The organism is Leifsonia sp. A12D58 (genome assembly GCF_047530025.1).
Taxonomy (GTDB): Bacteria; Actinomycetota; Actinomycetes; order Actinomycetales; family Microbacteriaceae; genus Cryobacterium.
The window spans coordinates 99,623-121,935 of the sequence record NZ_JBLJAT010000004.1 but is presented as its reverse complement, the minus strand read 5'-3'; the positions used below and the strand labels follow the sequence as shown (position 1 = coordinate 121,935).

At 63.1% G+C, this 22,313-nt stretch carries 16 protein-coding genes; 8 read left to right on the top strand and 8 right to left on the bottom strand.

The window, feature by feature from the left end:
- Window positions 1-104 precede the first annotated feature (104 nt).
- The gene (locus tag ACMT3I_RS11320; protein ID WP_414804592.1) at window positions 105-911 is read left to right on the top strand and encodes a GNAT family N-acetyltransferase; all 807 of its coding nucleotides are present in this window, start codon (window positions 105-107) and stop codon (window positions 909-911) included.
- Window positions 912-963: 52 nt separating this feature from the next.
- On the top strand, window positions 964-3,537 hold the full coding sequence (hrpB, locus tag ACMT3I_RS11315; RefSeq protein ID WP_414804591.1) for an ATP-dependent helicase HrpB: 2,574 nt from the start codon (window positions 964-966) through the stop codon (window positions 3,535-3,537).
- Between the two features lie 49 nt (window positions 3,538-3,586).
- On the opposite strand, the gene ACMT3I_RS11310 is transcribed toward hrpB, so the two are convergent.
- From ACMT3I_RS11310 to ACMT3I_RS11275, 8 genes are all read right to left on the bottom strand, one after another.
- On the bottom strand, window positions 3,587-4,933 hold the full coding sequence (locus tag ACMT3I_RS11310) for a replication-associated recombination protein A (protein ID WP_414804590.1): 1,347 nt from the start codon (window positions 4,931-4,933) through the stop codon (window positions 3,587-3,589).
- Window positions 4,934-5,030: 97 nt separating this feature from the next.
- Complete coding sequence (gene dnaB / locus ACMT3I_RS11305; protein ID WP_414804589.1) at window positions 5,031-6,407, bottom strand: replicative DNA helicase; 1,377 nt, start codon at window positions 6,405-6,407, stop codon at window positions 5,031-5,033.
- Window positions 6,408-6,858: 451 nt separating this feature from the next.
- Window positions 6,859-7,308, bottom strand: coding sequence for a 50S ribosomal protein L9 (gene rplI, locus ACMT3I_RS11300; protein WP_414804588.1), 450 nt, complete (start codon window positions 7,306-7,308; stop codon window positions 6,859-6,861).
- Window positions 7,309-7,319: 11 nt separating this feature from the next.
- Window positions 7,320-7,583 carry a 30S ribosomal protein S18 gene (gene rpsR, locus ACMT3I_RS11295; protein ID WP_035835236.1) on the bottom strand — a complete coding sequence of 88 codons (264 nt, stop codon included), beginning with the start codon at window positions 7,581-7,583 and terminating at the stop codon, window positions 7,320-7,322.
- Window positions 7,584-7,633: 50 nt separating this feature from the next.
- On the bottom strand, window positions 7,634-8,134 hold the full coding sequence (locus ACMT3I_RS11290) for a single-stranded DNA-binding protein (protein ID WP_414804587.1): 501 nt from the start codon (window positions 8,132-8,134) through the stop codon (window positions 7,634-7,636).
- A gap of 3 nt (window positions 8,135-8,137) precedes the next feature.
- Window positions 8,138-8,569 (bottom strand): 30S ribosomal protein S6, encoded by a 432-nt coding sequence (rpsF, locus tag ACMT3I_RS11285; RefSeq protein ID WP_414804586.1) that lies wholly within the window; start codon window positions 8,567-8,569, stop codon window positions 8,138-8,140.
- Window positions 8,570-8,908: 339 nt separating this feature from the next.
- Window positions 8,909-9,892, bottom strand: a complete 984-nt coding sequence (locus ACMT3I_RS11280) for a hypothetical protein (protein WP_414804585.1) — start codon at window positions 9,890-9,892, stop codon at window positions 8,909-8,911.
- A 288-nt stretch (window positions 9,893-10,180) separates the two neighbouring features.
- The gene (locus ACMT3I_RS11275) at window positions 10,181-11,620 is read right to left on the bottom strand and encodes a CCA tRNA nucleotidyltransferase (protein WP_414804584.1); all 1,440 of its coding nucleotides are present in this window, start codon (window positions 11,618-11,620) and stop codon (window positions 10,181-10,183) included.
- Between the two features lie 82 nt (window positions 11,621-11,702).
- Between ACMT3I_RS11275 and ACMT3I_RS11270 the strand changes: the two genes are divergently transcribed.
- The 6 genes from ACMT3I_RS11270 to ACMT3I_RS11245 all read left to right on the top strand — a co-directional run bounded on the left by ACMT3I_RS11270 (window position 11,703) and on the right by ACMT3I_RS11245 (window position 19,847).
- On the top strand, window positions 11,703-14,171 hold the full coding sequence (locus ACMT3I_RS11270) for a DUF6049 family protein (RefSeq protein ID WP_414804583.1): 2,469 nt from the start codon (window positions 11,703-11,705) through the stop codon (window positions 14,169-14,171).
- Window positions 14,164-15,783 (top strand): murein biosynthesis integral membrane protein MurJ, encoded by a 1,620-nt coding sequence (murJ, locus tag ACMT3I_RS11265; protein WP_414804582.1) that lies wholly within the window; start codon window positions 14,164-14,166, stop codon window positions 15,781-15,783. The genes ACMT3I_RS11270 and murJ overlap by 8 nt, the downstream gene beginning before the upstream one ends.
- Before the next feature lie 148 nt (window positions 15,784-15,931).
- A complete protein-coding gene (trxB, locus tag ACMT3I_RS11260) occupies window positions 15,932-16,906 on the top strand; it encodes a thioredoxin-disulfide reductase (RefSeq protein WP_414804581.1) in 975 nt (324 codons plus the stop codon).
- Window positions 16,907-16,916: 10 nt separating this feature from the next.
- Window positions 16,917-17,240: a thioredoxin gene (gene trxA, locus ACMT3I_RS11255; RefSeq protein WP_414804580.1), complete on the top strand. Its 324-nt coding sequence runs from the start codon at window positions 16,917-16,919 to the stop codon at window positions 17,238-17,240.
- A 137-nt stretch (window positions 17,241-17,377) separates the two neighbouring features.
- Window positions 17,378-18,730 carry a PLP-dependent aminotransferase family protein gene (locus tag ACMT3I_RS11250; protein ID WP_414804579.1) on the top strand — a complete coding sequence of 451 codons (1,353 nt, stop codon included), beginning with the start codon at window positions 17,378-17,380 and terminating at the stop codon, window positions 18,728-18,730.
- A 40-nt stretch (window positions 18,731-18,770) separates the two neighbouring features.
- Window positions 18,771-19,847, top strand: a complete 1,077-nt coding sequence (locus ACMT3I_RS11245) for a D-alanine--D-alanine ligase family protein (RefSeq protein ID WP_414804578.1) — start codon at window positions 18,771-18,773, stop codon at window positions 19,845-19,847.
- Window positions 19,848-22,313 lie beyond the last annotated feature (2,466 nt).

Here is a 22,313-nt window from a genome sequence, read left to right as displayed (position 1 = left end):
AGAACCAATTCTGCGTGGCATCAGCTCGCAGAGCCCAGAAGGGGCGCCCAGAGTGAAAACCGTGGGCGTCCCTTGTGTGTTGGGACATGGGCGAGAATGGGCAGATGATCACCCCTGACGCTTCCGATACGCGAGCAAGACTCCTGGCTGCGTACGACACGCAACTACGAACGGACGCGGAGACCCCGAGTGCCATCGATGTCACGCTTCTTGGCCCGCTCAGGCTGGTGACCTTCATGGGTGGTCGCGGCTTCATCACCTATCAGGACCTCGGCAACAGAGATGCAGAGGCTATTACGCGGCTCGTTCCCGAAGCGCTGAGTCATTTCACATCCGACCCCGAAATCACGCGGGTCGAGTGGAAAACGCGAGGGCACGACTACGCGCCAGGGCTGCACGATGCTCTCGTGGAGAACGGATTCATCCCTGACGAACCGGAATCGATCATGATCGGGGAGGCAGCAGCACTTGCCGTCGATGTTGTGCTTCCGAAGGGCGTGACCTTGCGCCAGGTGAGCGAGGGCGCCGACGTGCGCGCTATGAGCGCGATGCAGGACGAGGTGTTCGGTGAACCCGTTTCAGAAGACGAAGCGAACGCGTTGATTCGCAGGCTCTCTGCTGACGACGGCATGGAACTGTGGGTGGGTGAGGTCGGAGGCGAAATCGTGACCGCCGGACGACTCGAACCGGTCGAGGGTTCCGACTTCGCCGGAATCTGGGGCGGTGCGACGCGCACGGAGTGGCGAGGGCAAGGAATTTACCGCGCCCTGACTGCCGCCCGTGCCCGCTCAGCAATCGCCAAGGGCAAAACCTTTATTCACAGCGACTCGACGGACTACTCACGCCCGATTCTTGAACGGTCCGGATTTCTAGCCGTGTCGACAACGACCCCGTATCTCTGGAAGCGATAGCGACCCACGCACTGCGGTTCTGCGGCTACCGCGAACGCGAGAGACTGGGGGAGTGACACGTACGCCGTTCGACCCGTCGAGGATCGGTCGCGGGCTCGCATTTGCGTCGGCGATCGATGACCTGAGTGCCGCACTCGATCGGAGCCCCTCCGTCGTCGTCAGCGCACCGCCTGGCACCGGAAAGACAACACTTGTCCCGCCACTCGTCGCAGACCGCGTTCGGGGTCGGGTGATAGTCACGCAGCCTCGCAGGGTCGCTGCCCGCGCTGCTGCCAGACGACTCGCACAGTTGGACGGATCACCCATCGGTTCCCGCGTTGGATTCACTGTTCGCGGTGAACGCCAGGTGAGTCCGTCAACCCGGATTGAGTTCGTCACCGCCGGCGTTCTGCTGCGCCGGCTGCTCGACGACCCTGGTCTCGAGGGGGTCGGCGCCGTCCTCATCGACGAAGTGCATGAGCGTGCGCTGGAGACGGATTTGCTGATCGGGCTGCTCGGTGAGGTCCGGGAGCTCCGCGACGACCTCGTCGTCATCGCGATGTCCGCGACGCTCGATGCCGAACGGTTCGCGACAGTCCTCGGAACTGATGTGTCGCCAGCCCCGATCGTTACCCAAACGGTGCCGGCGCATCCGCTCGAGGTGCGCTGGGCACCCTCTCCCCAACCTCGACTGGATGAACGCGGGGTGACCTGGGCCTTCCTTGACCACGTCGCGAGCACCACGGTTGCCGCACACCGCGACCTCGTGCGTACCGATCCGGACGCCGATGCTCTCGTCTTCGCGCCGGGGGCGCGTGAGGTCTCCGAGATCGCCGGACGCATCCGTGGTCTCGCCGCCGAGTTCGACGTCCGCGAACTGCATGGCCAGATCCCGCCCGCAGAGCAGGACGCGGTGATCAGCGGGCGCAACGCGGGCGCCCCTGCACGGATCATCGTCACGACGTCACTCGCCGAATCCTCCCTGACCGTCCCCGGTGTGCGCCTGGTCGTCGATACCTGCCTGTCTCGCGCTCCGCAGCGGGACGCAGGGCGTGGCATGAGCGGTCTCGTTACAGGTCCAACGCCCAAGGCGTCCGCCATCCAGCGCTCTGGGCGCGCCACGCGGCAGGGGCCCGGCATCGTGGTCCGGTGCGTTGACGAGCGAACCTTCGCCACCGCACCGACGCACGCTGCCCCTGAGATCCAGGCGGCAGACCTCACCGACGCAGCCCTGCTCCTCGCCTGCTGGGGAGCACCGGGCGGTGTGGGACTGCGGCTGGTGGATCCGCTTCCCTCCGGCAGTCTGAACGAAGCCCTCGCCGTCCTAGGTGGACTTGGCGCGATCGATGCCGATGGCCGCGCCACCGACGAAGGGCGACAGCTCGCTCGCATCCCGGCCGACCCTCGCCTCGCCCGCGCACTGCGCGCGGGGAGTGACCTGGTCGGCGGGCGCACAGCGGCCGAGGTCGTCGCGCTGCTCAGCGGTGATCTCCGCGTTGCCGACGGAGATGCCCAGGCCGCGCTCACCGCGCTGCGTTATGGACGCAGCCCGGATGCCCGCCGCTGGGAGCAGGAGGTCCGGCGTCTCGAGCGGTTCACCGGGGCGACAGGCCGATCTACGGTGCGAGGCAGTGCTGATCAGACCGGGCTCGTCATCGCGCTCGCATTCCCCGAGTGGATCGCCCGCCGCGTTGATCAGTCACCGCACGGCGCAACCTTTCTTCTCGCCTCCGGCACCCGTGCCGGGATTACCGGTCCGCTCGCGAGTGCCGAATGGTTGGCGGTCGCGGACGTTGCCAGGGCCCAGGGGCGAGCGGCCGCAGGAACAGGAGCCATCATCCGCTCCGCCGCCATCTTCTCTGAGGACCAGGCAGAGCTGGTGGCGCCTCATCTCTGCACCGACAGAATCGAGGCAGAGTTTGTGAACGGGCGGGTCGTTGCGCGCCGTGAACGTCGGATCGGCGCGATCATTCGCGCGTCGGTCCCGGTGCGCGTGCAGGCTGAGGATGGCGGACGCGATGCCGTCCGTCGCGCCATCACAGAACAGGGACTCGGAGTGTTCGTCTGGTCAGAGGGCGCCGACGCACTGCGGCGTCGACTTGCCCTGCTGAATCGCGAGCTCGGTTCTCCCTGGCCGGATGTCTCAAACGCAGCTCTACTCAGCGCTCTCGATTCCTGGCTCGGCCCAGAGCTTTCAGAGCTGGCCGCCGGCACTCCTGCCGCGCGCGTCGACCTGGCCCCTGCGCTCCGGCGCATCCTGCCGTGGCCCGCTGCGGTCGAGCTCGACACGCTGGTTCCGGAGCGCCTCGAAGTGCCAAGTGGCTCGCATGTGCGTCTCAGCTACCCGCCTGTCGATGATGCAAACGCCCGGCCTGTCGTCGCGGTGAAACTACAGGAATGCTTCGGGTGGGCAGAGACTCCGCGTCTTGTCGGTGGACGAGTGCCGGTGTTGTTCCACTTGCTTTCCCCCGCCGGGCACCCTCTGGCCGTTACCGATGACCTCGCCTCGTTCTGGGCGGGGCCGTACGCGCAGGTGCGCGCGCAGATGCGTGGCCGCTATCCGAAGCATCCATGGCCTGAGGACCCATGGTCAGCAGTGCCCACCCGGCACACCACACGCCGCGCCGCCCTGGATTCAGGGACGTGATTACGCGCTGGGTTGAGGCAGCGGACGGCGCGAATGGCCGCGAAGAAGGCTAGTCCGGTGATGGGCCCTTTCGAGGCGTCTTCGGGCGGGTTGGTGTCGAGGGTTCGTGTACAGCTGCTCGAAGCTGCGCCCAGTGGGCCAGCCGTTCAGTAATGGCCCGCTCGTATCCGAGGTTGGTTGGTCGGTAGAAAGTCTCTCGGGGCATGTCGTCGGGAAAGTAGTTCGCGCCGGAGAATCCGGTCTCGGTGTCGGGGTCGTACTGGTAGCCATCGCCATAGCCCAGGTCTTTCATCAGCCGAGTCGGGGCGTTCAGAATGTGCGCCGGCGGCATCAATGACCCGGTTCGTTTCGCCGCAGCACGCGCTGTGTTGAACCCGCGGTACACGCCGATGGACTTCGGTGCGGTTGCAAGATAGATGACGGCTTGCGCGATGGCGAGTTCACCTTCGGGAGAGCCGAGGCGTTCGTAGACGTCCCAGGCAGCGAGGGCCTGTTGCACGGCCTGAGGGTCTGCCATGCCGATGTCTTCTGTGGCAAAACGGGTGATGCGGCGGGCGATGAACAGGGGATCCTCACCACCGTCGAGCATCCGCGCCAACCAGTACAGTGCCGCGTCTGGATCAGAGCCCCGCATTGCCTTGTGCAGCGCAGAGATGAGGTTGTAGTGACCTTCCTGCGCTTTGTCGTAGAGCGGTGCCCGCTTTTGCACAGCCGCAGCAAGCACGGCCGTGTCAACGGGCGCGGGAAGGCCCTGCACTTGCTCGATCATGTTGAGCAGGTAGCGGCCGTCGCCGTCCGCCATCGCAACCAATGCCTGCCTGGCGTCAGCCGTGAGCGGCAGTGGTGCTCCGAGGAGGTCCTCGGCGCGAGTGATGAGAGTCTCGAGCGCATCGTCGTTGAGGCGCTTGAGCACGAAGACCTGGGTTCGCGACAGGAGCGCGCCGTTCAGCTCAAAGCTGGGGTTCTCTGTGGTCGCTCCGACGAGGATGATGGTGCCGTCCTCGACGTAAGGCAAGAATGAGTCTTGTTGGGCGCGGTTGAATCGGTGAATCTCATCCACGAACAGCAACGTGCCCTGGCCAAGCTCACGCCGGCGCTGCGCTGCGGAGAACACCTTTCGCAGGTCGGCGACGCCGGAGAAGGTGGCGGAGAGCGGTTCAAACGCGAGGTCGGTCTGCTCGGCGAGGAGCCGGGCGATCGTTGTCTTGCCACATCCCGGCGGACCCCACAACACCATCGACACCAGGCGCTGTCCATCCACCATCCGGCCGATCGGCGCGTCTGGAGCGAGCAGATGGTCCTGCCCGACGACGTCGTGCAGGGTGCGAGGCCGCAGCCGGTCAGCGAGCGGCCGTGAGGCATCGTCGACATCGAAGAGGGAGGGTGCGTCGTTCACGTAGCTCCTCTCAGATCGTGCGTTCTCGATCGTCCCGAACGAGACCGATACCTACGAGCGTACGCACATGGTCTGACAGGGCGACACTGCGCTCTGGTTAAGCCCCAGGAACCATATCGGCGAAGCGCGAGTAGTGGCCGTGGAATGCAACGGTCACCGTGCGGGTCGGACCGTTACGGTGCTTGGCGACGATGAGGTCTGCTTCGCCCGCGCGCGGGTTGTCTTTCTCATATGCACTCTCACGGTGCAACAGGATGACCATGTCGGCATCCTGCTCAAGTGATCCGGACTCACGAAGGTCGGAGATGGCCGGCATCTTGTCTGCACGCTGCTCAGGACCACGGTTCAGCTGTGACAGTGCGATGACCGGAACCTGGAGTTCTTTCGCGAGCAGCTTGAGCGCACGCGAGAACTCGGAGACCTCTTGCTGGCGCGATTCAACGCGCTTACCGGATGTCATCAGCTGCAGATAGTCGATGATGACCATCTTGAGCCCCACGCGCTGCTTAAGCCTGCGGCACTTGGCCCTGATCTCGACCAGGGTCATGTTGGGGCTGTCGTCGATGTAGAGCGGGGCATCGTTGATGCGGCCACGGGTCGACGCGATGGTCGTCCAGTCGCGGGCATCCACTGTTCCCTTACGCATGCTCTGCAGCGGCACTGACGCCTCAGCAGAGAGCAGACGCATGGCGATCTCGCTGCGACCCATTTCAAGCGAGAAGAAGATGCTGGGCATGTCGTTCTTGATCGATGCCGCACGGGCAAAGTCGAGCGCGAGCGTTGACTTACCGAGTGCCGGACGAGCTGCGACGATGATCAGCTGGCCACCGTGGAAGCCGTTGGTGAGTTCGTCGAGTTCGGCAAATCCGGTGGGCACACCGGTCATCGAGCCGTCGTTGCCCTTGGCGGCCTCGATCTCGTCGATGGCCGTCGTGACGGCTTCGGTGAGCGGAACGTAGTCTTCGGTCTCGGTGTTGCCTGTGACCGAGTAGATCTCGGCCTGGGCGGTGTTGACGATGTCGAGCACTTCGCCCTCACCGGCATAACCCATCTGCACGATGCGGGTACCGGCTTCGACGAGGCGACGCAACAGCGCGCGCTCGGCGACGATCGACGAGTAGAAACCTGCGTTGGCCGCCGTTGGGACGAGGCTGGTGAGCGTGTGCAGGTACTCTGCACCGCCCGCACGGGAGAGCTCGCCGATCTTAGTGAGCTCGTCGGTGACTGCGATGACGTCGGTGGGCTCGCCGCGAGAGTACAGCGACAGCAGGGCGTCGTAGATGATCTCGTGCTTCGGAATGTAGAAGTCGTTGCCACGAACTGTTTCGACGACATCCGCTACAGCGTCCTTGCTGAGCATCATTCCACCGAGGGCGCTCTGCTCTGCGAGGAGGTCGTGTGGGGGAGTGCGCTCCGTGTGTCGAGTCTCCGCTCCGCTGCGCTGATCGGACAGACCGAGGTGGGCAATCGACACTCCGCGCCTCCTTCTATATTTGTGATGCTGTGGTGATAACTCAGGTGTATCAATGACCACTGACAGTGGCAGTGACGAACACACACCGGTATCCGGTGTGGCTCATGTCACCCTACGGAGCCACATACCCCACAACCAAACCGCCCTGTGGATAACTCTGTGGAGAATCTGGGCGAAACGCCGCGTGAGTTGTGCACAACCTGTGCACTCACCTGTGGATAGAAAAGTTTCTTTTGAACATTTATGCGGCTTGATCAGCATATTTAAGTTTCCACAGCTGTGTGGAAAAAGAAACTTCAAGACTGTGTTGAGTGTTGCCGCCCTGCGGTGATACCTGTGTACAAACCTGTGCACGAAGTGGCATTTTCAGGCCTTTAAAGAGGTGTAGCGGCGGGGGCCTTTGAGGGGCACCCTTTGCAGGGCCAGCCGCTACACCACTCATGCAACCGCCTTACTTGGCGGAAACCACCTGAAGGGTGATCGTTGCACTGAGCTCGTCACGGAGGCGAACAGTCGCCTCGTGCTCGCCGATGAGCTTGATCGGGCTGAGCTCGATCTTGCGCTTGTCAATCGTTCCGAGGCCGGCTGCAGCTACTGCGTCAGCGACATCGGTGGTCTTGACGGAGCCGAAGAGGCGTCCGCCAGCACCGGTCTTGACGACCAGCTTGACCTTGGTGTTCTCGAGGGCAGCCTTGAGCGCCTGCGCCTCTTCGAGGGTTGCGTGTTCGCGAGCCGCGCGAGCGGCCTTGATCTGTTCGATCTGCTTCTCGCCACCGCGGGTCCAGGTCACAGCAAAGCCCTGGGGAACCAGGAAGTTGCGTGCGTAACCGTTCTTGACGTCAACGACGTCACCAGGTGCGCCGAGGCCAGAGACCTCGTGCGTCAGAATGAGTTTCGACATGTCAGGGCTCCTTACCGGCCTGAGCCAGCGTAGGGCAGCAAGGCCATTTCGCGAGCGTTCTTTACGGCACGGGCGATGAGGCGCTGCTCCTGGACGGAGACGCCAGTGATGCGACGGGCGCGGATCTTTCCACGCTCGGAGATGAACTTGCGGAGGGTGGGGACATCCTTGTAATCGATGACACCGACCCGGATCGACTTCGCGGGAGCGGCGTTCTTGCCACCCTTGGCTCCGCGGAGTGGCTTGCGGCGGTCGCCGCTGCTCTTTCCAGCCATGATTTCCTTTGCTTTCTTAAGTGTTTTTTCAGCCAGCGGCTAAGCGCGGCTTAGAAGGGGGTCTCGTCGCTGAAGTTGCCAGGGGTATTCCAGACATCTCCGCCGGTTGCGGCGGGTGCGCTGGCTGCCCATGGCTCGTCGCCGCCACCAGCGGCAGGGGCGCCGCCTCGTGGACCTGACGATGACGACTGCGCGCGAGTGAGCGAAGCGGTTGCGTAGCGCAGGCTGGGGCCGATCTCATCGATCTCGAGCTCCATGCTTGTGCGCTTCTCACCTTCCTTCGTCTCGTACGAACGCTGCTTGAGACGCCCGGTAGCGATAACGCGGGAACCCTTGGTCAGTGAACCGGCAACGTGCTCAGCGAATTCACGCCAAACGCTCGCGCGCAGGAACAGTGCCTCGCCATCTTTCCACTCGTTTGCTGCGCGATCGAAATTGCGCGGAGTGGATGCGATGGTGAAGTTAGCAACTGCCAGCCCGTTCTGCGTGTAACGCAGCTCCGGATCGCTGGTGAGGTTGCCCACCACGGTAATTACGGTCTCGCCAGCCATGGGCTACTTGTCGCTTGCCTTGTCGGCGGCGGCAGGCTCGGCGTCTGCCGAAGCAGGCTTTGCAGCTGCAGCGGCAACCTTAGGGTTGGCAGCCTTGCGGGCGGCCTTCTCTTCGGCGAGCTTCGCGGCGACTGCAACCTGTGCAATGGCTTCTTCAGCACGCAGCACCTTGGTGCGCATGACTGCTTCAGAAAGCTTCAGCTGGCGGTCGAGCTCGACCGTAGCGTCAGAATTTGCGGTGAAATCGACGACGGCGTAGATGCCCTCTGACTTCTTGTTGATCTCGTATGCGAGACGGCGGCGACCCCAAACGTCAACCTTGTCAATGGTTCCGCCATCGTTACGAATAACGTTGAGGAACTTGTCAAGGCTGGGAGCTACGGTGCGCTCATCGATCTCGGGATCGAGGATAACCATCAACTCGTACTGATGCATGACTAACCCACCTCCTTCGGACTAAAACGGCTGCAGACTTTCTGCAACAGGAGGGTTGTGCATGTGCCGTAAGCGGAGGCCGGGGATTCCGGCACGCAGACAACCTGCCAAGCGTAGCCGATGAAGCTGGATGCCGCCACTCAGGTTCTGCCTGCGCACGTTCTGGCGTTGCACCGTCGATGGTGCAGATTCGCCGAGAGTCGCCATTCCGACCGAGAGTCGCCATTCCGAACGAGAGTCGCCGTTGCAGCAGCGACTCTCGGCGCAAACGGCGACTCTCGACAGCGCGAGACACTCGTCTCGGCACTCGGCCCCGCGAAACCCCAGACGGCAGCGCATCTAACGCGGGCGAAGTCCGGCGCGCAGAAGGACAGCTCGAAGCTCTTCCTTGCGCAGCGCTGTGCCCCACACCCACCGGACGAAGCTGTGATTGGTATTCGCCCGCAAGCGGTCCTCCCGAACCTTCTCCGCGACGACCACCTCGGCTGCAGTCCGTCCTTTGAGGAACTCGGTGCGCGTGTACTTCACCTCCCCATCGAATTCACCAATCAGCCGCAGGGTGCGAACACCCTGCTTCTGCAGCCACCGAAAGTCCACAATGTCTTCAGCACCCTCCGGGCTGACAAAGTGAACCTGAAGCTCAGGCGCGGGGAAGCCGCACAAATAGATCTGTCCGCGGCTGAGAGACTCTCCCGGTGAAGCCGAGCGATTGTCGCTGAACTCGATGGCCAGGCGCGCGGATCGGGCGCCACGACTCGCCCCCAAACTCATAACGCGCTCAAGCAGAACTTCGCGCTCGGCCCCTGGCCTCAGCGTTCTGTTCAACAGCTCCAGCTCAGGTTTTGTGCCGGCATCGAGAGAAGCGACCGCAGACAGAAAGGATGTCGAGCGTGCAAGGTCGACGAGAGTTCGGGCCAGTGAGGTGACGAGCATCCCGTCAATCTCAACGATGTCGGCATCGACGAGGCGGTCATGGTGAATCGTGACCCCGTTTTTTGAGTGCAGCCCGCCGCGTCCGGCCGCCAGCAGATGAACCGCCTGCGGCCACTGCCCGATGATCGGCAAACCCCAGATCACCGCTGCAGAGTAGTGGGAGAAAATCGGCAACGAGGCGCGGGTGGCGGCAACGGCGCGCATCCGAAGCAAATAGTGGTCCCGATCATTCACGGAGGCCCAGCCACCGCCACCGACAAACACCCCGCGGCGCACCTTGACGGCCTCACCGGATGCGACAGCTCGACTGAGCGAGCGGCCGTCCTTACCGACCATGGCGAGGTCGCGCGTGAATTGGAACGGGCGCCATCCTGGACTCTCTGCTGTCATTGCCCAAGACTTCGGCAGACGGCGAGCAGATGCGCCGACCCAACTCGATCGGTGCAGAACTCGTGGCGCGCTGTCCCCTGGGGGAGTCGGCCTAGCTCGATATGCGGGCGCGTGTCCCAGGCGTGATGACGCGAGTGTCGCCGTTCCGACCCACAGTCGCCGCTACAACAGCGACACTCGGCGCAAACGGCGACTCTCGCGAGAACCGATCATTCAGGCTGGAAAATGCACCGTTGGCTCGCCCATTTCAGGCGGCAAACGGCGACTCTCGACGCAGTGCGGGTCGGGTCAGCTCGATGCGGCGTCGCGCGCAGCCCACCAGGCCAGCAGGCGCTTCGTGGCTTCCTCTTCGCCGAGGGGACCGTCGTCGAGGCGCTGCTCCAGAAGGTAACGGTAGGCCTCGCCGACCTCTGGTCCGGGTCGCACGCCCAGGATGGCCATGATCTGTTCGCCGTCGAGGTCGGGGCGCACTGACGCCATCTCCTCCTGCTCGGCGAGCTCGGCGATCCGCTGCTCGAGGTCGTCGTAGGCAAAGCCCAATCGATCGGCCTTGCGTTTGTTGCGCGTGGTGACATCCGCTCGCGTCAGGATGTGTAACCGCTCAAGCTGGTCACCGGCATCCCGCACATAACGACGCACGGCCGAATCCGTCCAGGCGCCCTCGGTGTAACCGAAGAAACGCAGGTGCAGTTCGATGAGCCGCGTGACAGCATTGATCGTCTCGTTGTCGAAGCGCAGCGCCTTCAGGCGACGCTTCGCCAGCTTGGAGCCCACCACATCGTGGTGATAGAAACTGACGACGCCACCCGGCTCAAGCTTGCGCGTCGCGGGTTTTCCGATGTCGTGGAAGAGGGCGGCCACACGCAGGATGAGGTCGGGGCTGTCCAACTTGCCGCGTGACTTCTCGTAATCGATGGCCTGCTCGAGCACGGTGAGGCTGTGCTGGTAGACGTCCTTGTGGTGGTGGTGCTCATCAACCTCGAGGCGCAGCGCGGGAATCTCGGGCAGCACGATGTCGGCCAGGCCTGACTCGACGAGCAGCTCGATGCCCGCACGCGGGGAGTCGGATTTCAACAGTTTCGAGATCTCTTCGTTGACACGCTCAATCGAGATGTTGCGGATGCGATCGGCCATGGCGTCCATCGCGACAGCAGTGTCGAGATCAAGCGTGAAACCCAGTTGAGAGGTGAAGCGGGCCGCGCGCATCATGCGCAGTGGGTCGTCGCCGAACGAGACCTCCGGGGTCGTCGGGGTGCGCAGGGTCTTCGCGATCAAGTCATCGATTCCGCCTGACGGATCGACGAGAGTCATTTCGGGCAGGCGCAGCGCGAGAGCGTTGACCGTGAAGTCACGACGAATCAGGTCGTCTTCCAGGCTGGTGCCGAAGACGACATCGGGCTTACGGGTCTCGCCGTCGTAACTGTCCGCGCGATAAGTCGTGATTTCAACCGTCTCGCCGGCGATCTTCGCACCGATGGTTCCGAATGCCCGGCCGATGTCCCAGTGCGCATCAGAGATGGGCTTGACGATCGCCAGGATCTGATCGGGGGTGGCATCCGTCGTGAAATCGAGGTCGTTGATCGGCCTGTCGAGGAACGCATCCCTGACGGGACCCCCAACGAGCGCCAACTCATGGCCGGCATCCGAAAATGCGTTCGCCAGACGGGAAACGGTGGGGGAGGCAGCCAGGTCGCCCAGTCGCGCGAGGGCTGCCGCGACGCTCTGCATGATCCCCATGTTAGTTGCTGCGCGGCACGGCTGGCGGCCGTGCGCAGGCTTCTCACTGGGTACACACCATAGAATCTCCTGCATGGTGGACGAGTCAATTCCTGCGCGTCGGCCTGCACTCTCTTTGTTTGCACGCCGCCGCGCCCGACCCTCGTCGCCCCCTCGTTCAGTGAAGTCGGCCGGCCTGAAGCTGGCCGCAATGCTGTCTCTCGCCTTAGTTACTCCGGCGCTCGGTCTGATTCCGAGTTCGGCAGCGACAGACCTTGCGGCAACGGCCACCAGTGGAGTGGCGACGACAACGGGCGACGGACCGATCACTCTCGACCTCGCCCCGGCAAGTTCACCCATCGTGCGGCCGGGCCAGGACCTCCAGGTCATCGCCACGGTCACCAATGCGGGAGCGGAGGCAATTGCCGCGGGAAGCGTCGATGTCTATCTCGCCAGCCGCGCACTGACAACACAGTCAGCCCTCGACGCCTGGCTCGATGCCGACAGCTCAGACTCCGTGAGCGACTTGCTCGTCAGCACACCCCTCACCTCGAGCATCCTGCCCGGAAACACGGCGACGCTGGCGATCACTGTGCCGACAGCCGAGCTCGGGCTCACCGAACTGAACGCCTGGGGGGCGCGCGGAATAGCCGCCAAGCTCACCGGTGACTCCACCACAACCGCAGAGGGCCGAAGCACCTTCGTCTGGTACCCGGCTGAGTCGGTTACACCGATTGACTTCTCCATCGTGATGCCCATCACCACTCCGGCCGGCAGCGTTGGAATCATCCCGGCAACCGCCCTGGAGACCTATACCGGTCCCAACGGCCTGCTCACCCGCCAGCTCGACGGCGTGATCAACACCTCGGTAACCCTGGGCATCGACCCCATGATCATTGCGTCGATCCGCATCCTCGGCAGTGAGGCTCCGGCATCCGCTCTCGCCTGGCTCGACCGCCTCGCACACGCGACGAACGAAACATTCCCGCTCAGCTATGCGGATGCCGACATCGCGCTCGAGGCGCAGACCAGCGGCTCCCTGCACGGCCCGCTCTCCTTCGCCCAGGCGCTCGATCCCGCAGCATTCGTCACGCCACCTCCGGCTATTTCGCCTGAATCAGACTCGCCGATTTCCACCCCTCAGAGCCTCGGCGCGCGAGGACTGGGCAGCCAGAGCCAGCTGCCATCATCGCTGCTCGCCGAGTCATCGGCGACACCCACCCCTACGCCGACTCCCGCACCGACCGAACCGGCAACCGACGAACCAACGCTCCCTACAACTGAAGACCTGTTGGCGTGGAGCTACAGCTCCACAAGTATCGGTTGGCCCGCTGCGGACAGCGTTTCTACTGCTGATCTGCCTGTTTTCGCGGCCAGCGGCCTCACCACCACGATTCTGTCCGAGTCACAGGTGACACGCCCCGACTCGTCAACAACGCCATCCCCGACCGTAACCACCGAAGGTGGTGTCGGCATTGTTGCAGCCGATGCCCTCTCCGCGGCGATCAATCGCGCCGTCATGGCAACGACAGACGAAGACTGGCACGCTGGCATTGCAGAGGCGGCGTCGCAGTTGGCCGTCGCCGCGGCCAACCAGTCGGGAAGCACGCAGAGCATCGTCGCAGCGCTCGACCGTGGCTGGCCTCCCACGGCGACCAGGCTGAACCAGACAATCACTACCCTTACGTCCATGCCGTGGCAGGCATCCGTTTCGCTCATGCAGGCCAGCACCGCCGCGGTTGGCTCGGATGCCACTTTCAAGAGCAAGTCAGAGGATGAGACCCGTGTCGAGCTGGGGTCACGCCTGAACGCCAGCGAAGTCACCCTCACCGATTTCTCCACAGCGATCGCTGACCCGTTGGCACTGACGGCACCGGAGCGACTGTCGCTGCTGGCCCTGTTTGCCACGTCATGGATCGATGACCAGAGCGCCTGGGTCGATGCCGTCGGCGTCAACCTGACCGCCGCCCAGAGTGTACTCAACTCGGTCGTCGTGACAACCAAGGGGCCGATCAATGTCTTCGCGTCACAGGTTGACATCCCGATCACGCTGACCAATGAATTCGATCAAAACGTCACTGTGCGCCTGAACCTGCAGCCGACGAACGCGCGCCTGGTCGTCGGTGACGATGTCGAAGAAACGATCGAGGCAAATTCGGCCCGCACAATCAGGATTCCGGTCAGCGCCAAGGTCGGAAACGGCGCGGTTACCCTGCGCGCCACCGTCTACTCACCGACCGGCGTGCAGGTGGGCGAGCCCGCGCTGATCGACGTCAATGTGCAGGCGGAGTGGGAGGGCGTCGGTGCAATCATCTTCGCCGTCGCCGTCATCCTGTTCTTCGGTTTTGGCGTGTGGCGCAACATCTCCGGCCGCCGCAAGCGTCACGATTCGCCGGATGATGCCTCGGATGCCACGGATGCCCTCGCGACAGACGCGCCTGAACCTGCCAAGACGGTTACGGCCGATGCTCCCTCACGCGCTGACGACTCGACGACCAGCAAGGACACCCCGGTGACTGATGACCCAACAACCTCCAACCCAACGGGCGACACGCGTGAGTAAGCCAAGCAGCATCGGTCGGGCGAGTGTCTTCCTGGCGTCAGGCACAATCGTCTCCCGCGTCCTCGGGTTCATCAAGGTCATCGTGCTTGCCGGTGCGATCGGTCTCGTCGGCGCTGGTGCCGATACGTTCGCCGTCGCCAACCAACTGCCGAACCAGGTCTATGTGATCATCGCCGGCGGAGTGCTGAGCGCCGTGTTGGTTCCGCAAATCGTGCGTTCTGCCCTGCACAAGGATGGGGGAGCGGGATATATCAATAAGTTGATGACAGTCGCGCTCGTCATCCTGGGTGTGACGACGGTAATTGCCACGTTGCTCGCACCGGCCCTCACCAGGCTGGTGGCGTCCCCTGAGCTTTCAGAAGACAAGCTGTCGCTCGCGATCGCATTCGCGTACTGGTGCCTGCCCCAGATCTTCTTCTACGGGCTCTACACGGTGCTTGGCGAGGTGCTGAACGCACGCAAGTCGTTCGGGCCGTCGACCTGGGTACCTGTCCTTAATAACGTAGTTTCCATCGCCGGCATCATTGTTTTTGTCGTCCTCTTCGGGGCAGACCCCGACGGCCTCAATGGCGCAACCTCGTACAGCCCCGCAATGATTGCGGTCTTGGCCGGGAGCGCGACGCTGGGTGTCGCCGTTCAAGCCCTTGCGCTGTTCTTCTTCTGGAAGCGCATCGGGCTCAAGTACCGCCCGGACTTCGCGTGGCGCGGCGTCGGACTCGGCACTGCGGGAAAGATGGCGAGCTGGACGTTCGGCATGCTCATCCTCACCACCATTGCCGGCGTCGTCGAAACACGAATCGTGACACGCGCCTCCGGTGATGACGCTTCGGCCGCCGTACTCGGTACCGCCTGGCTGATTTTCATGCTGCCCCACTCGGTGATCACCGTCTCTGTCGCCACCGCATACTTCACGCGCATGAGCGAACATGCATCACTCGGCAAGATCTCTCTCGTTCGCGACGATGCCTCGTCGGCCATCCGGGGAACCAGCCTGCTCATCGTGCTCGCATCTGCTGTGATCGCCGTATGTGCCTATCCGTTCGCTCGGGTGTTCGTGCAGTCGTTCAACCAGGTGCAGAGCGTCGGAAACGTGATCCTGGCGTACATCCTCGGACTCGTGGCCTTCTGCGTGCTGTTTGTGATCCAGCGCACGTTCTATGCGCTCGGCGACACCAAAACACCGTTCTACTTCACCCTGTTCCAGGTGACCCTGGTGATCATCGGTGTCATCGGCTGCTCATTCCTCCCTCTCGAATGGATCGCTGCAGGCATTGCACTGGTTGTGACGATTGCGGGGATCGCGCAGGCAATCCTCGCCGCGTTCCTGCTCCGCGGCAGGATCGGGCGGATCGATGGCAAGCGCATCCTGCGCAGCCTCACCAAGTACTTCGCCGCCGCCATCATCCCCGTCGCCCTCGGGATCTGGCTCCTCATCTTGCTGGGTGGAACCGTCGCAGGTGGCTTCGCCGTCTCGGGTCGACTCGAGGCGATCGCCTCGATGGTGATCATCGGCTCTGTGATGGCCGTTTTGTACTTCGGCCTCCTGGTTCTGATGCGTACGGACGAGCTCAAGGGCTTCACAGGCCCGCTGCTGGCCCGCATCCGCCGCTAGACCCATCCGGACTGACGTCGGCTCCGAACAACCTGTGAGGGCAATCTGGTGCCCAGTCAGCGCGGAATACCATCCGATTAGGATGTGTTGTACCGGGCAGTGGGATGAGCAGACGCTCATCTCGCCCACGATTTCAAGGAGAGTGCGCGTGCGCCAAGTCATCATCATCGGCTCCGGGCCTGCGGGTTACACGGCGGCGATTTACGCTGCGCGTGCCAACCTCAAGCCTCTGGTGATCGCCAGCTCGGTTGAAGCCGGCGGTGAGCTGATGAACACCACGGATGTCGAGAACTTCCCCGGTTTCCCGGAAGGCGTTCAGGGCCCAGAGCTCATGACAAAGATGCAGGAACAGGCTGAGCGGTTCGGCACTGAAGTTGTCTACGACGATGTCACGCACGTCGACCTCGACGGCCCCGTCAAGTCGGTCACACTGGGTTCCGGCGAGAAGCACGAAGCTCTCGCCGTCATCTTCGCGACGGGTTCCGCATACCGCAAGCTCGGCCTTGACGACGAAGAGCGTCTGTCTGGCCGCGGTGTCTCGTGGTGCGCTACCTGCGACGGTTTCTTCTTCAAGGAGAAGGTCATCGCTGTCGTCGGTGGAGGAGACTCCGCCATGGAAGAGGCGACATTCCTCACGCGCTTCGCCAGCAAGGTTTATGTGATTCACCGCAAGGACACCCTTCGCGCGTCGAAGATCATGCAGGATCGTGCATTCGCAAACGAGAAGATCGAGTTCATCTGGAACGCTGAAGTCGCCGGCATCACCGGTGAAGAAGCTGTTGAGGGCCTCCTGCTCCGCGACACAGTTTCGGGCGAAGAAACCGCACTTGAGATCGGTGGACTGTTCGTGGCGATCGGAAACGACCCGCGCACCCACCTCGTGCACGGCAAGCTCGACCTGACCAGCGACGGCACGATCGCCGTTGACGGCCGCTCGTCCAAGACCAGCCTGGCCGGCGTCTTCGCCGCTGGCGATGTCATCGACCCGCACTACCGTCAGGCCGTCACCGCCGCAGCCTCTGGAACCGTCGCTGCACTGGATGCCGAGCACTATCTGGCATCCCTCCCTCAAGACCTGCTGGCCTCGGCCAGTGACTCAGAACTCGCAACTGTTACCAACTAAGGAGATTTACATGACCGCTCGTGCCGTCACCGACGCAACTTTCGACCAGGAAGTCATCAACAACGAGAAGACAGTATTGGTCGACTTCTGGGCCGAGTGGTGTGGCCCCTGCCGCGCCGTCAGCCCCATCCTTGACCAGATTGCCACCGAGCACGCCGACAAGATTGACATCGTCAAGCTGAACGTCGACGACAACCCGGCACTGGCCGCAAAGTACCAGATCACCTCCATCCCCGCGATGAAGGTGTTCCAGAAGGGCGAGGTCGTCAAGACCGTTATCGGCGCAAAGCCGAAGCCTGCTCTCGAAGCCGACCTGGCCGCCTACCTCGTGTAGCCGACCGGTTCTTAGGAAACCCCGTCCGGCGCAAGCCGGGCGGGGTTTTTTGCACCCCAATCGGCCCAGCCGACTACGGGGGACAGGCAGCATGCCGACAAGGAATAGCATTGAACCCTCACCAGAACGGAAGTGAAGTGACAGAACAGGGCGCCCCTCAGGCCGGAACCAACCTCGACCAGGCCGGAACCAACCTCGACCCGTGGTATCACCACTACGCCGAACGAGCCGGGGGCCTGCGTGCCTCAGAGGTACGAGCGCTGTTCGCAGTTGCCTCGCGCCCCGAGGTGGTCTCGCTTGCCGGTGGCATGCCATACGTCGCGGCCCTCCCACAGGATCTCGTCATCAACGCGATGGATCGCGTCATGGTCGAGCAGGGTGCCGTTGCGCTCCAATATGGCTCTGGTCAGGGAGTTCCTGCTCTTCGCGAGCAAATTCTTGAGGTCATGGCGCTCGAGGGAATCCGAGCGAACGCCGATGACATCGTCGTGACCACGGGCTCACAGCATGCGCTGGAACTCGTGAGCAAGCTCTTCCTCGACCCCGGAGACGTCGTACTCTCGGAGGGGCCGAGCTACGTCACCGCGATGGTGATCTTCAAGTCATACCAGGCCGAGGTCGAGCACGTCCCCATGGACGAGCACGGCCTCATCCCCGAAGCACTTCGTGAGCGCATCGCCAGCCTCAAGGCTGCGGGCAAGACGATGAAGTTCCTCTATACGATCCCCAGCTTCCACAACCCGGCCGGCGTGACGCTCAGCTGGGAGAGGCGTCTGGAGATCCTCGAGATCGCCAAGGCGAACGACATCCTGGTGCTCGAAGACAACCCGTACGGGCTGCTCTATTTCGACCAGCCGGCACCGGATGCCATGCGCTCGGTCGAGCAGGACGGCGTCGTGTACCTTGGCACCTTCTCCAAGACCCTCGCGCCCGGATTCCGGGTCGGTTGGGCGCTGGCACCCCACGCCATCCGAGAGAAACTGGTGCTCGCGAACGAAGCGGCGGTGCTGTCTCCCAGCTCGTTCAGCCAGTTGGTTATCTCTGAGTATCTTTCCACTGCTGATTGGAAGGGTCAGATCAATACCTTCCGCGGCGTGTACCACGAGCGCAAGAACGCCATGCTTTCTGCACTCGATGAGTATCTTCCCGAGCTCAGCTGGACTAACCCCAACGGCGGTTTCTACGTCTGGGTCACCCTGCCTGAACAGCTCGATTCAAAGGCTATGCTGCCGCGCGCGGTCAAGGAACTCGTGGCGTATACGCCAGGTACCGCCTTCTTCGCCGATGGAGACGGGCGCCAGAACATGCGCCTCTCGTTCTGTTATCCCACTCCAGAGAACATTCGCGTCGGCATCCGTCGTCTGGCGACTGTGATTCGTGGTGAGCTGGATCTGCTCGACACCTTCGCCGGAACTTTCACCGATACCGGTGTGCTCAGTTCGATCGAAGATCGCCGTCGCTTCAGCGCCCCGCCGCCCAACATCTCCTAACCGGTCCCTGACCCTTTCAGAGCAAGGAATAACCCTGAATATGAGCGAGTTCACAGCTCTCAACATTGTTGTACTGGCCGGCGGAATCTCCCACGAGCGCGATATTTCAATGCGCTCGGGTCGCCGTGTCTCCGATGCCCTGACCGGACTCGGACACCGCGTGACAATCGTCGATCCCGACGCGTCGCTGCTCGGTTATCTGGCCACAGAGCGACCGGACGTCATTTGGCCTGCCCTCCATGGAGCCAGCGGCGAGGATGGCGCATTGCGCAGCCTGCTCGCGACCACCGGCATCCCGTTCGTCGGCTCAGAGGGAGCAGACGCGCACCTTGCCTGGGCGAAGCCCACTGCAAAAGAGCTCGTTCGTCGCGCAGGATTCGCCACACCGAATTGGATCGCTCTCTCCAAGGAGACGTTCCGGGATTTGGGTGCGGTCAATGTGCTGGCGAATGTAGTTGCCGCTCTTGGCTCCGAACTCGTCGTCAAGCCAGCCGAGGGTGGCTCGGCCCAGGGCGTAACTATCGTCGAGACGGCAGCGGCCCTGCCACGCGCGATGGTGGATGCCTTCACCTACTCAGACACCGCACTCATCGAACAGCGCGTGGTGGGCACTGAGGTGGCCGTAGCGGTCATTGACACGGGGGAGGGGCCCATCGCCCTGCCGGCCGTCGAGATCGTCCCGCTCAGTGGCGTCTACAGCTTCGAGGCGCGATACAATGCCGGGGAGACGCAGTTCTACGCTCCGGCCCGCATTTCGCCCGCGGTCGCCGAACAGGTCGCACAGACCGCTGTTGCAATCCACAGCCTGCTTGGCTTGCGGCACATCTCACGAGTCGATCTCATCGTTGATGGAGAAGGCACTCCGTGGTTCCTCGAAGCGAACGTGCTTCCGGGCCTCACTGAGACATCGTTGGTTCCCCTCGCGATCGAGGCCTCCAGCCAGACCCTGGGTGACGTGTACTCGGCGTTGGCCTTCGCTGCGATTAACGGTGGTGACACAGAGGAACGCCGCACGGCCGGATTCGCCGCAGATATCGCCGACGACGTGCAGGTCAAGCCGTCCGGGCGTGCCGAGCCTGTGGAGCCGGTCGGGCCGGTCGGGCCGACGGAAAGCTAGTCTCGGCGCCCCACTTTCTTCGCTAGCTTTCTTCACCACCTTTCTTCACCAGGCGCTCTTCACCAGACACTCCTCGCTCGCCAGGCCTCCGGCTCGGCAAGCGGGGAGTGTCTGCGTTGGGCCTTCCGGTCCGAATCTCTGGACTTCTTCTTCACCTGGTCGGTGCCTGTGTCAGTTCGTGCTGAGGCAAGAGGACTCCCTCCGTTGAACATCGCGGTTGCCCCGTGGACCCCAGCCAGGTACTGGAGTCATCGGGCTTCGCGGGACTCCTTTGTTTCACGTGAAACATTGTCGTGCGAGAAACCTGGCTTCGCCTGGATCGATCCTAAGCAGTGCGCCACAGGGCTACACACTGCATTGACTGCGCAAGTCGCAGGAGAAGCGCGCCTGACGCGCCTCCCCGGCCGCATGCAGCGGATGAGCGACGAGACGCGCAGCGGGCAGCGCCACGCCACGGGGCTCGGGGCTTCGAGGCTTCGGCGCTGCGGACTCTTGCTGCATACGGATGCGAGCCGCTTGCATGATCTCGGCTCGCGCCGGGGGGGGTGCATGCACTGCCTCGAGGCCGGCGCGGCGATCGAACGAGGTCCTCGATCTCCGCCGGGATGCTTCGGCTCTACTTTCGCAACTCGTGCGCTGTAGTTGAGCTGGTGTGCCCCGTAGTTGAGCTGGTCGGTGAACGCCCTGCCCGATGGAACTCGTGAGCCTGAGTGCACAGGCGCTGCGCTTGATACCGCGACGGAGCCAACCATGAGCGAAATCGGCGCCGCCGCCCCTCAATACGGAACGATCGATAGGCCAATCGACGACGTTGCGCCGACGCCCGATACCTTCACCCTCGACTGGTGCTTCGGTGGTTGAGGGTTGTCCTGTACTCCTGTCCTCCAGTCGCCGGGGGAGTGCGTGCGAAAGCGGGTCCGAGCGGATGCTTGGTGATGCACCTCGCACGACCAGCCCCTGCAGCCTCATATTCACACCTGCACTAACGCTGATTGAAAAGCCGATGCTGATCCCGCCCGGACTCCAGTGCAGCCCGCGGCCGAACCGGACCCACCTTCGCCGTCGATGCCTAACCCTCGTCGCACGGTCGAGTCCGCTGCCGTCTTTCAGTGCACGCGTTGCACGCATTGCCGAAAGCCGCCTCGTGCCGGACACAGGGGAGTGGTGATGTTTCACGTGAAACGTCCCGAGCGCGTTCCGCCGAGCTGGGTATTGGCCACGCCAAACAGCGCGGTCCCGCGTGCGCTGATCGATGGAATGTGAGTGCAGCAAGTGACCGAATCAATGTCTGCAGGCAAACGAATAGGGATGTCCTCTCCTTGGAGCCGAGGCTCCCCCGCCCAGCTCCACCGTGATTCATTGCTCGGGCCTCGCCTCAGAATTCGAGAGCGCACCCACACCCGCGCCGCCGTCACTCGCATCAGCGCCGGAACGTATGAGCACGCTCTCTTCCTGCCTGGCCGGGTGGCTGGGTGCTTGGCTGGCTAGCTGGCTGGCCCACCTGCCGCGTCCCTCGCTCTCAACTCTCGGATTCGTCATCGCTCAGATTGGTCATCGCTCAGATTGGTCATGTCCCGGATTGGTCACCTCTCCTGGTTGATCACCCCGCCGACGGGCCGCCTGAGCGGTCGTTGTCTGACTGGGCGACCCAAGGTCCTGCCCTACGTCTTGGTGGCTTCGCTAGCCGCCTTTTCGCCTGCCGCTCCAGACACCTAATGTGCGCCTTCCCTGTCCCCGAATCCCGTTCGTCACATTGTTCGCCCTCATGCCTTCAAGCAGGGAGTGGATGGCCACAGGAGTCGACGTGCTCGAGCACGGCCACTGAGATGCACCTCGGAAACCTTCCCCCCACTGATAGACGTGGACGAAAGAAAACGCGACGTTTCACGTGAAACACTGTGCACTTCTGTCCACGCTGTTGCGGCACTTGCTGACCTAGAAACCAAAGAGCTGGCATTTCATATCGGGATGCCCGAGTCGGCCAGGTGCCGCCGGCACGGTGCCCATTCACCACCCCATCACTGACCGAAGGAGCGCCTGCGGGCGCTGAGACATCCAGGCTTTCAGGCGTTCAGGCAACCTGGCCTCTTGGCCTCCTGCCTTCGGATATCCAGGCGTCCAGGCGTCCATGCGTCCAGGCATCCATATAGCCCGCCGCGAGTCCGAGCGCAACGGATCACTCCTCCAGCCGTCGGACCCCTAAATCGACGAATCGCAGGGCGCAATTCGATGTTGAACCACCACCGCCATCCATGTGGGCTACGCGTCAATGGGTGCAATCGATGCACCCATTGCGCCAGTTCCGATCGCCGCCAAGCGCCGGTATACGCAGCTAGATGGGGCAGCAGAGTGGGCAGATCGGAGTGCCGAGTGGTCATCAGCAGAGACAAATTCTGGCCCGCAGCGCAACCAGGTCCAGCAGGTGCCGGCGCCTGAGAGGGCGATGGTTTCACGTGAAACATCAGT

Coding starts and splice junctions, on each gene's coding strand:
- ACMT3I_RS11320 (WP_414804592.1), top strand. CDS start 105: ATGATCACCCCTGACGCTTCCGATACGCGAGCAAGACTCCTGGCTGCG.
- rplI (WP_414804588.1), bottom strand. CDS start 7,308: ATGTCGAAACTCATTCTGACGCACGAGGTCTCTGGCCTCGGCGCACCT.
- rpsR (WP_035835236.1), bottom strand. CDS start 7,583: ATGGCTGGAAAGAGCAGCGGCGACCGCCGCAAGCCACTCCGCGGAGCC.
- ACMT3I_RS11290 (WP_414804587.1), bottom strand. CDS start 8,134: ATGGCTGGCGAGACCGTAATTACCGTGGTGGGCAACCTCACCAGCGAT.
- rpsF (WP_414804586.1), bottom strand. CDS start 8,569: ATGCATCAGTACGAGTTGATGGTTATCCTCGATCCCGAGATCGATGAG.
- ACMT3I_RS11280 (WP_414804585.1), bottom strand. CDS start 9,892: ATGACAGCAGAGAGTCCAGGATGGCGCCCGTTCCAATTCACGCGCGAC.
- ACMT3I_RS11275 (WP_414804584.1), bottom strand. CDS start 11,620: ATGCAGAGCGTCGCGGCAGCCCTCGCGCGACTGGGCGACCTGGCTGCC.
- ACMT3I_RS11270 (WP_414804583.1), top strand. CDS start 11,703: ATGGTGGACGAGTCAATTCCTGCGCGTCGGCCTGCACTCTCTTTGTTT.
- trxA (WP_414804580.1), top strand. CDS start 16,917: ATGACCGCTCGTGCCGTCACCGACGCAACTTTCGACCAGGAAGTCATC.
- ACMT3I_RS11245 (WP_414804578.1), top strand. CDS start 18,771: ATGAGCGAGTTCACAGCTCTCAACATTGTTGTACTGGCCGGCGGAATC.